Origin of the sequence: Methanobacterium petrolearium (genome assembly GCF_017873625.1) — an archaeon.
Classification (GTDB): Archaea; Methanobacteriota; Methanobacteria; order Methanobacteriales; family Methanobacteriaceae; genus Methanobacterium; species Methanobacterium petrolearium.
This window is the reverse complement of the sequence record NZ_JAGGKL010000005.1, coordinates 143,769-157,226: the sequence shown is the minus strand read 5'-3', so window position 1 is coordinate 157,226 and position 13,458 is coordinate 143,769. Positions and strand designations below refer to the sequence as shown.

General features: G+C 40.9%; 13 protein-coding genes. 12 read left to right on the top strand and 1 reads right to left on the bottom strand.

What is annotated here, in order from left to right; genetic code table 11:
* Window positions 1–57 precede the first annotated feature (57 nt).
* Window positions 58–1,029, bottom strand: coding sequence for a transcriptional regulator (locus tag J2743_RS06200; protein WP_245248097.1), 972 nt, complete (start codon window positions 1,027–1,029; stop codon window positions 58–60).
* A gap of 25 nt (window positions 1,030–1,054) precedes the next feature.
* Between J2743_RS06200 and J2743_RS06195 the strand changes: the two genes are divergently transcribed.
* The 12 genes from J2743_RS06195 to J2743_RS06140 all read left to right on the top strand — a co-directional run bounded on the left by J2743_RS06195 (window position 1,055) and on the right by J2743_RS06140 (window position 13,458).
* Window positions 1,055–2,359, top strand: a complete 1,305-nt coding sequence (locus J2743_RS06195) for a tRNA(Ile)(2)-agmatinylcytidine synthase (protein WP_209625704.1) — start codon at window positions 1,055–1,057, stop codon at window positions 2,357–2,359.
* A 141-nt stretch (window positions 2,360–2,500) separates the two neighbouring features.
* Window positions 2,501–3,919: an MmgE/PrpD family protein gene (locus tag J2743_RS06190; protein ID WP_209625703.1), complete on the top strand. Its 1,419-nt coding sequence runs from the start codon at window positions 2,501–2,503 to the stop codon at window positions 3,917–3,919.
* Window positions 3,920–3,956: 37 nt separating this feature from the next.
* Window positions 3,957–4,862, top strand: coding sequence for a peptidase (locus tag J2743_RS06185; RefSeq protein WP_209625770.1), 906 nt, complete (start codon window positions 3,957–3,959; stop codon window positions 4,860–4,862).
* A 70-nt stretch (window positions 4,863–4,932) separates the two neighbouring features.
* A complete protein-coding gene (locus J2743_RS06180) occupies window positions 4,933–5,799 on the top strand; it encodes a fumarate hydratase (RefSeq protein WP_209625702.1) in 867 nt (288 codons plus the stop codon).
* 6 nt (window positions 5,800–5,805) lie between these two features.
* Entirely contained in the window at window positions 5,806–6,651 is an 846-nt protein-coding gene (locus J2743_RS06175) for a citryl-CoA lyase (RefSeq protein WP_209625701.1), read from the top strand.
* Between the two features lie 118 nt (window positions 6,652–6,769).
* Complete coding sequence (locus J2743_RS06170) at window positions 6,770–7,084, top strand: V-type ATP synthase subunit H (RefSeq protein ID WP_209625700.1); 315 nt, start codon at window positions 6,770–6,772, stop codon at window positions 7,082–7,084.
* A gap of 10 nt (window positions 7,085–7,094) precedes the next feature.
* Window positions 7,095–9,104: a V-type ATP synthase subunit I gene (locus J2743_RS06165; protein ID WP_209625699.1), complete on the top strand. Its 2,010-nt coding sequence runs from the start codon at window positions 7,095–7,097 to the stop codon at window positions 9,102–9,104.
* Between the two features lies 1 nt (window position 9,105).
* Window positions 9,106–9,588 (top strand): V-type ATP synthase subunit K, encoded by a 483-nt coding sequence (locus J2743_RS06160; protein WP_209625698.1) that lies wholly within the window; start codon window positions 9,106–9,108, stop codon window positions 9,586–9,588.
* Window positions 9,589–9,592: 4 nt separating this feature from the next.
* Complete coding sequence (locus J2743_RS06155; RefSeq protein ID WP_209625697.1) at window positions 9,593–10,216, top strand: V-type proton ATPase subunit E; 624 nt, start codon at window positions 9,593–9,595, stop codon at window positions 10,214–10,216.
* Between the two features lie 19 nt (window positions 10,217–10,235).
* Window positions 10,236–11,393: a V-type ATP synthase subunit C gene (locus J2743_RS06150; protein WP_209625696.1), complete on the top strand. Its 1,158-nt coding sequence runs from the start codon at window positions 10,236–10,238 to the stop codon at window positions 11,391–11,393.
* Window positions 11,390–11,707: a V-type ATP synthase subunit F gene (locus J2743_RS06145; RefSeq protein WP_209625695.1), complete on the top strand. Its 318-nt coding sequence runs from the start codon at window positions 11,390–11,392 to the stop codon at window positions 11,705–11,707. Before J2743_RS06150 ends, J2743_RS06145 begins: the two co-directional genes overlap by 4 nt.
* Window positions 11,704–13,458, top strand: coding sequence for an ATP synthase subunit A (locus tag J2743_RS06140; RefSeq protein ID WP_209625694.1), 1,755 nt, complete (start codon window positions 11,704–11,706; stop codon window positions 13,456–13,458). Before J2743_RS06145 ends, J2743_RS06140 begins: the two co-directional genes overlap by 4 nt.

The window sequence follows — 13,458 nt, the reverse complement described above, 5'->3', positions numbered from 1 at the left end:
AAATTCATCTTTTATTTATAAAAAAAGTAAGAGGAATGATATAAAAATTTGATTGGATTAATTGCATTCCCTTCTTTCAGCCAGCATCTTAAGAAACTCAGCTGGATCTTTCATTTCACCAATTTCCCAGCTGTGAACCACTGGGACACCATCAATACTATCTAATTTTTTCTTTTTTTCCAGTATAAAAACTGCATCTGTACCGATAACATCAGAAAGATCTTTTAAATTAGTTGCCATTCTCTTGAGGACCTTTTGGTTTCGATTCTTCTCAAGGTCCGTGATTAATGGCTCGGTTTTTTTATTAACATCAACATTTTGGGTTTCAGCTTTGGCAAGAGCATCAAATGGGGTGCGGTTAGTGTTTATAACCCCAAAACCAAGATCTACCAGTTCTCTTGGTTCGCCTTCATCCTTTTTATCCATGTTTTTTTGCTGGGGAACCTGGAATAAGTCAACAGATAGAGTTATCCTCATATTCAAGATGCTTTCCAGTAAAAATGCTGTTTCTGGTTGTGCCCGAACTCTGCCGGTTTCGTATTTGTATATGGTCTCCCTGGACACGTGGGCCAGGTCAGCCAGGTCTTTCAATGAAAGATCCTGTGATTCTCGCACATCCTTAACTATTTGACCATCGATCTCCACATAGTAGCCGCCTCTATCTGCAAATATTTCGGGATAAATTTCTTCCACCACAATATTACGGAGGGTTGTAGGTGCTATTACAGGAATTCCATGGCGTTCATATACCACATCTTCTTCCAGGACCTCATTTTTAGATTTGATGCCAACTAAGAGAGGGGAAGCAAGAAAAGTGCGGGCTACTCTCTTTATTTCCTGCGCATGGGCAGCGCTGAAACCATCCACATTAATGAGTACCTTCATTAAAAGTAGTAGTAATTCTCTACGGGCCACCAGATCAAAACAACTTCTATCATATATATTAGAAGTTTCAAAACCATGTTTGAAGAGTAACTCATTGATCTCATTTATGACATGATCTCTATGGGATGGCATGGTGGATGACATTAAAAAACACCCGGTGATTTTTGATATGAATAATATTGATACAGCTAATTCAGATTTTAACTCAGTTAATTCAGATTCGTTTAAAGTTTACGTTGGTATGGATGACACAGATTCTGCCAGTGGAATGTGCACCACATATATATGTTGTGTGATTATGGACCGACTTAAAGCTTGTGGTTTCAGGGTGGATGGTCCACCACGCTTAATACGCCTGAACCCATTTGCACCCTATAAAACCAGGGGAAATGGGGCAGTATCATTTAAAATGGTTTTAAAGTCAGAAAAAGAAATTATCAATGCTAAAAAACTTATCTTTGACCTGGTAAACGAACTATCTGTTATGGAAGATCCTAAAACCAATCCTGGTCTGGTATTTTATGAGGGAGAGGTAACTCCCGAACTTCAAAGTTTTGCCTTGAAAACCATTAGAACCATAGTTAAACAGGCTGAAGCTGAAAAGTTAGCAGATAAATTGGGTGTAGAATTATTCAAGTTTAAAAAAGGGAGGGGAATTATTGGCTCCCTGGCTGCCATTGGTTGCCCCTTAGATGATGTTACCTATGAATTACTAGCCTACCGTGACCCGGCAAATTATGGTAAAAAGAGATTGGTGGATGCAGAATCTGTCCGAGAAATGAACAGGAAAACATATCCAGATACTTTTGATAATTTAGATGAAGGATATGTGGCCATTACTCCACACACACCATGTCCAGTGCTTTATGGTATTAGGGGTGAAACTGAGGATGCTGTGTTAGAGGCTCATAAACTGGTGAATGTTTCCGAACCCATAGAACGTTTTAAGGTGTTTATAACCAACCAGCACACTGACATGCATCTGCAAGTTGCAGGAAACATTGCAAAAATGGAACAATTCCAGTGTTACATTGTCAAAGGCCAGGTAAAGGACCTTCCGGTGGTTATTGAAGGAGGACATGTAATTTTCACCCTGATAGATGAATCTGGAGAAGTAGAATGTGCTGCTTATGAACCTACCAAACAGTTTCGAGAACTGGTACGCCAACTATTTCCTGGAGACCAACTGATAGTTTACGGTGGAATCGGACGAAAAGGAACATTGAATGTGGAAAAAATCCAGATCATTAATTTAGCAGCCCTATATAAATACGTCAATCCCCTCTGTGAATGTGGGAAACGTATGAAATCCGCAGGAACAGGTAAAGGTTATAAGTGCCCTCAATGTGGGAATAAAATTCGCAACGATGCAAAAGAAAAAGTAAAAGTTGAAAGAACCCTTAAAAAAGGTTTTTATGAAGTTCCACCTTCTGCTCGACGTCATCTGAGTAAACCTCTGGTGAGGGGGACATAGATCTTGGAAATTGATAGAAAAATCTTGGAAAATGATAGAAAAATTTAGGTTTTAGAAATTGATAAGAAAAATTCAAGTTCTAGGCTGATAAGAGGGATTTAAGTTCTATAAACTGATAAAAAGGACGTAGGTTCTGAAAAAATGGTTAGTGAATACCCTGGTGAAATAAACAATAATCTGGAAGAAAACATCAAAAACCACCAAAAAACCACCAAAAAGTTGGCGAAATTTGTTAAATCCACCAAATACCAGAACCTCCCTGAAGAAGTGGTCAGACAAGCAAAACTCTGTTTTTTGGATTTTTTATCAGTAACACTTAAAGGATCATCAACTAAAAGTGCACAGATCATTAGGAATATTACTGGTGGAAATGGTGATTCAACCATTATTGGCGGGGATAAATCCAGTCCCCTTGATGCATCTTTGGCAAATGGGGTTTCTGCCCACTGTATGGATCTGGATGATGGTCACAGGCTAGCTCAATTACACCCTGGTGCATGCATCATCCCCGCAGCACTGGCTTTATCTGAAACCTATGAAAAATCGGGAAACGATTTCCTAACTGCTATTGTTGTAGGATATCATGTAACAATTCAGTTAGGAATGGTACTGAATCCTCAACACCGTGATAAAGGTTTTCACACCACAGGAACATGTGGCACTATAGGTGCTGCAGCAGCCGCAGCCAAGATAATGAATTTAAACTTGGAAGGAATTTTAAACTCCCTTGGCCTGGCAGGAACCCAGGCTGCCGGACTCCTGGAATCTGATCATTCCGGTAGCATGGGAAAACACTTACATGCAGGAAAAGCCGCCCAATCTGGAGTTTTATCCGCATTAATTGCTAGTGAAGGTTTCACTGGGGCACACACCATCCTTGAGGGAAAAGAAGGTTTTTTGAAAGCTATGGGAAGTATGGAAACCTTAAAAAATGCAAACTGGCAACATACCCCATATAAATATGAAATTATGGGGGTTTATTTCAAAAAATATCCCGTTTGCAGACACATGCATTCCTCAATAGATGCTACCATCAATATTATTAACAATAACAACTTTGAACCCGTTGATATCCAAGATATAATCATTGAAACTTACCAGATCGCTGCCTCTCATGATAATTATCATCCGGAAACTCTGGAAGGAATAAGGCAGAGCCTTCCTTTTAGTATTGCAATGGTCATCAAAGAGGGAAATTTAACTGCTGATGATATGTTAACTTTAAAAAATGGTTCAACGAGCTACATGAACCATGAAATAATTGAAACTGCAGGTAAAGTTAAGATAAAAATAGATAATAATCTGAACAATCTTTATCCTCAAAAAAGACCATCTAAAGTTACCATAAAAACTCAAGATAAAATTTACACAGAAGAAGTTGATCTGGCAAGGGGAGAGCCTGAAAACCCTTTCAGCAAAGAGGAACTGTTAACTAAATTCAGCGAAATGAATCCCCAGGTGAATGTAGGATGTTTAAAGATTCTAGATGATTTAGAAGATGAAAATTTACATGATGTGATGAACAATCTTAATAATGAGTTTAAAAAGGGATTAACTTAAAAAAAGGAATTGTGTAATTTTAGATGAAAAAGTGATGATTATGAACACTGAGGGCTTTTTAAAGAAAATTGGAATGAGAAACCATCATGAAAATTTCTCGGAGTCTGCGAAAAGGTTTCCAGATGGCAGCCAGTATCGTTTTGAAGTGCCGGGAATCCAGAACCCCGGAGCTATGGAGGGTCTTCTGGATGCCTTGGATGAATATGAACTTTCAGTGCACAGGGTAACTCAGACCAAGGGGATAATGCTTCTAACAGACCCTGAAATCTTGGAAATGGCCAGCATGGCCAAGGATGCTCAAGTTGAGCTCTTTTTAAGTGTTGGTCCTCGAGCTACTTATGACACCAGTGCATCAGCAAAAACTAAGGAAGGCGCCAGGATAGGGTACCGTTTAAGGGGTTATGATAATCTTAATTATGCAATTGAAGATGTCAGGCGTGCAGTGGACCTCGGTGTCATGGGAATTGTGGTCTACGATGAAGGACTTTTATGGGTTTTGGGTAAAATGCGCGAAGAGGGAGAAATCCCCCATGATGTTCATTTTAAAGTTTCAGCACACTGTGGTCATGGAAACCCTGCATCTGCACGTCTCATGGAGGTGATTGGAGCAGATTCATTTAACCCGGTTAGAGATCTTCAAATTCCCATGCTTGCATCCATAAGAGAATCCATAGATATATCCCTGGATATTCATATGGAAAATCCTAAATCTTCCGGTGGATTTATCCGACACTACGAAGCCCCTGAAATTATCAGGAAAGCATGTCCAGTATATCTTAAAACCGGGGGAGCAGTGGCTGCTCATCATGGCTATGATACCACCAGAAAAGAGGCAAAAGAGAGGGCAAGACAAGTTTTACTGGTGCAAAGCATGATCAATCGTTTCTATCCTGAAGCTGTGATGTCCAAAAAAGGAGCCAGTGACCTGGCCATACCCAAATGAATTGAATATGAAATTGAATAAAAAACGAATTATGCATAAAAATATCGTTATATGAACTTTGGAGAATTCCATGACTACAAAAATCGTTGAACTGGTTAAAAACGCAGTTATAGAGGCCAGTACAACCTTCAGAGAAGATCAATTTGATGCTTACCAACAAGCAGTTCAGAGGGAAGAAGAGGATAATGCCCGCTGGGTCTTGGAATTACTTGTGGAAAATGCAGAACTAGCCATGAATAAGAAAGTCCCACTCTGTGATGATACTGGAATTCCCCATGTTTTAATTGAATCAGGACCCAATACACAGCTTCCCTCAAATATATTTAAACAGATAGAAGAGGGAGTGGCTATTGGACTTAAAGAACTTCCGGGAAGGCCTATGGCAGTCTTAGGAAACGATGCTGAAAGGCTAGAACAGAGTAAAGGACTTGACAATGACCCCGGAAAAGTAACACCTCCCTCGTTCATGGTTGATAAAATGGATGATGAAGGAATTAAAATCCATGTACTCATGTTAGGTGGTGGTCCAGAGATAAGGAGCCATACATATCGTGTTTTTCACAAGCGGGATCATGAAAACCTTTTTAAGGAAGCATTAACATGGATGAGATCAGAGATTCCTAAGTTAGGATGCACACCATGTATCCCAGCCATAGGGATCGGTAGAACCCACTTTGAAGCCTCAACCTTGATGTTAAAAGCAATGGCATATGGAGATCTCAATCATCAATCTGGGATGGAAAAGAAGATAACTGATTCGATGAATCAAACCCATATAGGTGCCCTTGGTCTGGGAGGTTCAGTAACCGCCTTAGGATCCATGGTTAAAGTGGGACCTCAAAGGGCCAGTGGGGTGCGCATAGTTTGCATGAGGCCATGTTGCTGTGTTGAACCAAGAAAATCCTCTATTTATTTATCACCAAAAATACTGGAGTGAAGAGAAATGGTAATTGGAAGAGAAACTGTTGAAAACTTATTAAAACTCACCAAACCTCGTTGGAGGACATCTATTACCAAAGTGGAACCAAACCGGATAATCACCCGAGGATATCCTCAGGAAGACTTGATTGGGAATATTTCCTTTCCTGAAATGGTTTATTTATTATTGAAAGGTGAACTCCCCTCTGAAAACCAGGCAAAAATGTTAGAAGCAGTCCTAGTATCTTTCTGTGATCATGGTGTGACTCCTCCCAGCACCCAGGTAGCCAGAATTATGGCATCAACCGGAGCCCCCATGAACTCCTGTGTTTCTGGAGGACTTTCATCATTTGGAAAACATCATGCTGGAGCTTTAAAGGATTCAATGCACCTTTTACAGGAATTAATCGAAGAGGGGATTGATTCTAGTGGCCCTCCTTCTTCGCGTGATGATCTAAAAGACCTGGCACTCCGGGCAACAGAAATGTACCTGGAAAAAGATGAAAAAATACCTGGTTTTGGGCATCGTTTCCATGATAAAGACCCCAGACCAGTTAAATTAATAAAAACTGCAAAAAAAAATGGGTGTTTTGGAATTCACACCGAATTAGCCGTTGAAATTGAGAATTTGCTACTGGAGATGAAAGGTATTCGTATGAATATTGATGGTGCTAACGCCGGGATACTTTCAGACATTGGATTTGACTGGAAATTCGGAACAGGAATATTCATGATGGGAAGGGTACCCGCACTTGTTTCCCACATATATGAAGAAAAATCTGTTGAAACTCCTTTTAGAAAGTTTGCTGAAGTTGAAGATATTCATTACACTGGTTTAGACTCCAAAAATATCGATTCTGACGAACAGTAACTTAACATCATGAAAAAACCATTTTGAATTCTTTTTTCTCTCTGAGAATTAAATAGTAAAAGATATATATGTCCCTTGATAGATTTCCGTTTATCATGGTCATATTAGGGTGATTTAAATGACAACGATATCGGAAGCGATAACAACGATAAAAAAGGCTGAAAGTGATGCCGATAAACTAATAGAGGACACCAAAGCCAAACATTCTGAAATGATTCAAGAAGCCAAATCTAAATCAGATGAAACCATAAAAAAGGCGAAAGAAGAGGCCAATAGTGAAGCTGAAAAGATCACATTTGAAGCCGAATCCAATGCCCAAAAGGAAGCGTATCAAATTAACAATCAAACCAAAGAAAAAGTAGAAATAACTAAAAATAAAGCTACCGGTATGGTTGATGAGGCTGCTGAAGTCATTGTAAAAAGCATATTATAGTGTGAGAACCATGTTCAAGCCGGCAAGGATGAAAAAGCTCAGGATAATTACCCTGGACAAGTACGCTAATTCTGCAGTGGGTTCACTCCACGAAGCAGGACTTGTCCAAATTGAAGATATATCCGAGCGTATACAACAGGACGCAGAATGGAGACAGATCCTTAAACCCTCCAGCGCCTCTCCTTTTACCGGTAAAATCTCATCCCTTTTGATGAAAACCTCAGGTACAGTTGATTTTTTAAAATCAATGGCCCGTAAAGAGAAGGGAATTTTACCCCTGGTGAAGGGTTTTATAAACCCCCCACCCCTTGAAAAAGTAGAAGTGGAAGCTCTGGACGCTCAGAAACTTATTAAAAAGGCTGAAAAGATTCTGGAAGAAGTTGAATCTGAAACAAAACCCAATGAAGAAAAATTGAATCAACTGGACTCTAGGAAAACTGAACTTGAAAATGCCCTTAAAGTTGCTGGAAATCTTATTAATTTTAATGTTGACCTCGGTCTTCTGGAAGACTCTGATCATGTCTCTTTTATTGCTGGAAAACTGTCCACAGAATCCTATGATGAATTAAAAGGGATTTTAAAGGACTTGACTGATGAAATTATTGTTTTTGATCAGGATAGTGAATTGAAGGGATTCAAAACACTGATCATAATAACTGTGAAAAAGTACAGTGATGAAGTTTTAAGTGAGTTGCGCAAGCTGGAATTTGAAAGGTTCGAATTTTCTGGCCTGTCAGGAAAGCCTGATGAAACAATTCAGAAATCAGAATCAGAACTGGAATCCATCTCCAGTGAAAAAGAGCTTGTACTAAATGATCTGGCAGATGTTTCTGCAAAATGGTTAGATGAACTTATTGCTCTTAAAGAACAGTTAGAAATAGAAAAACAGCGCAATGAAATATTTTCTTCTTTTGGAGAAACTGAGAATACCCTAATGTTTGAAGGATGGGTGCCTGAGAAAAAGGTTAAAGAAGCTCTGGTAACCATTGAAACTTCAACTGAGGGCCATTCAATTGTCGATGTCTCAGATCCTGATGTGGAAAAAGACAACGTGCCAGTACATCTGGATAACCCCAGATTTGCCAAACCCTATGAACTGTTTGTGAACATGTATTCTCCCCCAGATTACCGGGAGGTTGATCCCACCATACTCATGGCCATTGTATTCCCATTTTTCTATGGTTTCTGTCTTACAGATGCTGGTTATGGGATAATAAATGCCTTAATGGGTGTTGTTGTTTATAAAGGATTAGGAAAGAACAATAAACTCATGGCTAACATGGGTCTGATTCTAATTGCCTGTGGTGCCTGGGCATTCATAATGGGAATGATAACTAATGGTTTCATTGGGGATTTATTCCCTCGATGGATTCTGGGTGGTGCTGCTCTTCCAACAACCATACCACAAATTGACGCCTTCAAACATCCTGAAATCATCCTGTATCTTGCTTTAATTGTAGGTGTGATCCACATTAACCTGGGTCTTTTAATCGGAGCCTACAACAACATTGTAAGGGGAGATGTCAGGGAAGCTTTAGGAGCTCAAATAGTATGGTTCATCCTGGAAATAGGCCTAATACTCCTGGCAGCATTCTATTTAATGACTGGATCATTAATGACTGCAGGAATAGTTGGAGGAATACCCATAATTATCGGCCTGGTCATGCTCATTTACTTTAACGGAGCATTTGGTATCATGGACCTTACCGGGTTCTTGGGAAATCTTTTATCATACGCCAGGTTATTAGCATTGGCCCTGTCCACGGGTGGAATTGCCATGACAGTTAACATATTAACTGGTATCGTAGGTAGTATGATTCCTTATATAGGAATTATACTGGCACCAATAGTATTCATAGGAGGACACATAGCCAATCTTTCATTCCAAAGTTTAGGTGCATTCATAAATGCACTGCGTTTACATTACGTTGAGTTTTTTGCTCAGTTTTACATAGGTGGAAGTCAAAAATTCAAAGCTTTCCGAGCTAAAAGAAAGCATACTGATATAGGAGGTAAATAATATGGTAGAAGTCGCTTTAGGAACAGCGTTAGCAGCAATAGGTGCCGGTGTTGCCATCGGATTTGCTGGATTAGGATCAGGTATAGGACAAGGAATAGCAGCAGCTGGAAGTGTGGGTGCTGTGGCAGAAGATGAAGAAATGTTCGCCAGAGGTATTATCTTCACTGCACTGCCTGAAACCCAGGCTATCTACGGTTTCCTGATTGCTATACTCTTGATGGTTTTCACAGTGATGGCAGGAAAAGCACTGCCCCCAGCATTAGGTCTGGTAGCAATTGGTGCAGGAGCCGCTATAGGATTTGCAGGTTTAGGATCCGGTATGGGTCAAGGTATCGCCGCATCATCATCTGTGGGATCAGTAGTTGAAGACCCAGATATGTTTGCCCGAGGTATCATATTCACTGCACTGCCTGAAACCCAGGCTATCTACGGTTTCCTGATTGCAATACTTTTGATGGTCTTCGCCGGAATCATGGGAGGATAATCAGATGAGTGCCGGGACAGAAAAAATAGTCTCAAGTATAATGTCTGATGCCCAGATCAAAGCAGATTCCATATTAACAGAAGCTGAAAAGGAAAACGAAACCATTCTCTCAGAAGGAAAATCAGTTGCAGACACTGAAAAGGAAAAAATCTTAGAAAACGCTGACAAACAGGCAAAAATGAGATATCAACAGATTATCTCAGAAGCTAAGATGAATTCCAGGAGAATGGAACTTGAGGCTAGAGAAGAAGTAATAGAAGAAGCCTTCCAAAAAGCTGAAGAAAAACTTAAAGAACTGGCTTCTTCCGATGCATCCCAATACAAAGAGTCTCTTGAAAAGGTGATTGTAGAGTCCGGTGTGGAAATAGGTGGAGGTGACCTGGTTATACTCGTCAAAGAAAGCGATACAACCAAAATCACCAGTTCCATTTCTTCCCTTGAAAAAAGCATCAGTGACAAAACCGGAAACACAACCAAACTGGAGATGGGAGAAAACATCACCACCATTGGTGGTGCCATTGTCAAGACTAAAAATGGTGAAATTGAAGTCAACAACACCATTGAAGCACGGATGCTGAGATTTAAAAAATCTTTAAGATCGGAAGTTGCAGGGATTCTGTTTAAATAAATAATAGAGGAGATTTCACATGGTAGAAGACATTGCTACACTAGTAACTTCACTGGGATTTCCCTCTGTTGAATCTTTTTTAGGTTTAGTTATCCTTGTACTGCTGATAATCGGAGCAGTTGTAGTTATAGTAACAATCAGACCTGTTCAGAACATATTTCCCTACACCTATCCCAATGCACGTGTAAGGGGACGGGCAGGTAAAATATTCACCGAAAAACAGTTTTCAGAAATTATTGAAGCAGGGAACCTTGATGAAGTGAAAAATTATCTGCGAGGATTCCCAGATTATGCGAAATACATTGATCAGTACCCTCTGGAAAAGGCCCTAGATACCCAACTTGCTGAAAACTACGATTTAATAGCCAGGATAACCCCTGCAAACAGTAGAGATGCATTCAAGTTTCTGCTTAAAAAATGGGATATCCAAAACATAAAAAGCATAGTTATCGCCAAAAAAGTAGGTTTAAATGCTGAAGAAACCCTGGAATTAGTGGTTCCCTTTGGTGAACTGACTGACAAACTGGATGCCCTGATAGATGCCAATGATATCAACGAAGTGTTAAGTGCCCTGGAAGGAACAGAATACACCTCCATAATAGAAGATGCCATCCCCATCTATGAAGAAACAGGGATGTTATTACCACTGGAAGCTTCCCTGGACAAATACCTTCTGGAAAATCTACTCAAAACAGTTACCACCCCTGAAGATGACAACACTGCCTTACTCAAAAGCTACATAGGAAGTATGGTTGATGCAGCTAACCTTAAAATCATTCTAAGGGCCAAAGTGGATGGATTGAAATTTGAAGATATCGATCCATACATGATCAGTGACGGCTACCAGATCAGAGAATGGAAATTAAAAGACCTAATGGAGGCAGAAGATGTTGCTGGAGTGGTTAGTGGTTTAGAAGGAACAGAATACGCTCCAGTTTTAGCAGAAGCCATGACAAAATACACAGAAACTGGTTCTATAGGAGCATTTGAAATTGCTCTGGATAACCATGTGTCTGAAACTGCTAAAAGAATATCATTGAAGAATCAGTTCGGAATAGGACCCATGATCGGTTTTTTAAGCAAAAAAGAAAAAGAAATCAAGAATCTAAAAATCATTGTCCGTGGGAAAAGAGAGGAAGGATTTACCCCTGCTATGATTAAGGAGATGTTAGTATGAGTTCAAAAATAGCAGTTATGGCAGATCCGGACACTGTGACCGGTTTCATGCTAGGAGGCATAAAGGATGGATTTCCTGTCAGTAACATGGAAGAAGCAGGAGAAACCCTCAAAAAACTGGCCAAAGAATACTCCATTATAATAACCACCGAAAAAATAGGAGACAATTTCAGAGAAACCATAGATAAGATCAGCAGTGAAAGTGCACTGCCCATGATAATAGAAATTCCAGATAAAAAAGGCTCAATAGATCGGGAATCAGACCCAATCCGAGACCTTATAAAACGAGTAATCGGGGTAGAGATGGTAGAATGACTGCCGAAGGAAAGATAATAAAAATAGCGGGCCCTGTTATAACCGCCGATGGTATGAGAGGGACCCAGATGTACGAGATGGTGAAAGTAGGTGATGACAAGCTCATTGGCGAAATCATCGAGCTGGAAGGCGACACTGCCACCATCCAGGTTTACGAAGAAACAGCTGGTATGAAACCAGGAGAAGTGGTTGAAAGTACAGGAGGACCATTATCCGTGGAACTGGGACCAGGAATCATCGGATCCATATTTGACGGGATTCAAAGACCACTGGAAACCATTAAACTGGAAGTGGGAGACTACATTGAAAGGGGTGTGGATGTACCCGCACTACCCAAAGACAAAAAATGGACCTTCAAACCTCTGGCAACAGCTGGTAGTGAAGTTAAAGGTGGGGACATTCTGGGCGAAGTGCAGGAAACCTCTGCAGTAGTCCAAAAAATTATGGTCCCTCCCAGGGTCAGCGGTACCCTCAAAAGTATCGTTAGCGAAGGCCAATACACTGTGACCGATGATATTGCAGAAGTAGAAACCCCTAACGGTGCGGTTAAAGTGCAGATGATGCAAAAATGGCCTGTTAGGGTTGGTCGACCATACAATGATAAATTAGACCCAGATATACCATTAGTAACCGGTCAAAGGGCACAAGATACCTTTTTCCCTGTTGCTAAAGGTGGAACCGCAGCCATACCAGGACCATTCGGATCAGGTAAAACCGTTACCCAGCAACAGCTGGCTAAATGGGCTGATGCAGATATCATTGTCTACGTAGGATGTGGTGAAAGGGGTAACGAGATGACTGAGGTTCTAAAAGAATTCCCAGAACTGGAAGACCCTAAAACCGGTAAACCATTAATGGACCGAACCGTCCTTATCGCTAACACTTCAAACATGCCTGTGGCAGCTAGGGAAGCCTGTGTGTACACCGGTATAACCATAGCAGAATACTTCCGTGATCAGGGCTACGACGTGGCTCTAATGGCAGACTCCACCTCAAGGTGGGCAGAAGCCATGAGGGAGATCTCCGGACGACTGGAAGAAATGCCTGGTGAAGAAGGATACCCAGCATATCTGGCATCAAGACTGGCACAGTTCTATGAACGAGCCGGCCGGGTGAACACCGTGGGAACTGAAAGTAAAGTTGCGTCAGTAAGTGTGGTAGGTGCAGTATCACCACCTGGTGGTGACCTATCTGAACCAGTTACACAGAACACCCTGCGTATATGTAAAGTGTTCTGGGCACTGGATGCATCACTTGCAGATAAACGTCACTTCCCATCCATAGACTGGCTGCAGAGTTACTCATTATATGTGGACAGTGTGGAAACATGGTGGGAGAAAAATGTGGGTGCCGAGTGGAGGGCAACCAGGGATGAAGCCATGGCCCTATTACAGAAAGAATCTGAACTTCAGGAAATCGTGCAACTGGTAGGACCAGACGCATTACCAGACAGGGAAAGGATCACCCTGGAAAGTACCCGTATGATAAGGGAAGACTTCCTGCAGCAGAACGCATACCACGAAGTAGACACCTACTGTTCCCCAACTAAACAGTTCCAGTTACTGAGAACTATTATTCTATTCCAGGAACAAGCTACAGCTGCCCTGGAACGTGGCGCAGCAGCAGCAGATCTAACTGATTTACCAGTTAAGGAAGAAATCGGTAGGATGAAGTTCATCCCTGAAGATGAATTTGACGCCCAAATCAAAGAAATCCAGGATAAAATAGTTAAACAGACAAGTGAGGTGTGA

Coding starts and splice junctions, on each gene's coding strand:
- J2743_RS06195 (WP_209625704.1), top strand. CDS start 1,055: ATGAATAATATTGATACAGCTAATTCAGATTTTAACTCAGTTAATTCA.
- J2743_RS06145 (WP_209625695.1), top strand. CDS start 11,390: ATGAGTTCAAAAATAGCAGTTATGGCAGATCCGGACACTGTGACCGGT.
- J2743_RS06150 (WP_209625696.1), top strand. CDS start 10,236: ATGGTAGAAGACATTGCTACACTAGTAACTTCACTGGGATTTCCCTCT.
- J2743_RS06160 (WP_209625698.1), top strand. CDS start 9,106: ATGGTAGAAGTCGCTTTAGGAACAGCGTTAGCAGCAATAGGTGCCGGT.
- J2743_RS06165 (WP_209625699.1), top strand. CDS start 7,095: ATGTTCAAGCCGGCAAGGATGAAAAAGCTCAGGATAATTACCCTGGAC.
- J2743_RS06190 (WP_209625703.1), top strand. CDS start 2,501: ATGGTTAGTGAATACCCTGGTGAAATAAACAATAATCTGGAAGAAAAC.
- J2743_RS06200 (WP_245248097.1), bottom strand. CDS start 1,029: ATGTCATCCACCATGCCATCCCATAGAGATCATGTCATAAATGAGATC.
- J2743_RS06180 (WP_209625702.1), top strand. CDS start 4,933: ATGACTACAAAAATCGTTGAACTGGTTAAAAACGCAGTTATAGAGGCC.
- J2743_RS06140 (WP_209625694.1), top strand. CDS start 11,704: ATGACTGCCGAAGGAAAGATAATAAAAATAGCGGGCCCTGTTATAACC.
- J2743_RS06155 (WP_209625697.1), top strand. CDS start 9,593: ATGAGTGCCGGGACAGAAAAAATAGTCTCAAGTATAATGTCTGATGCC.
- J2743_RS06170 (WP_209625700.1), top strand. CDS start 6,770: ATGACAACGATATCGGAAGCGATAACAACGATAAAAAAGGCTGAAAGT.
- J2743_RS06175 (WP_209625701.1), top strand. CDS start 5,806: ATGGTAATTGGAAGAGAAACTGTTGAAAACTTATTAAAACTCACCAAA.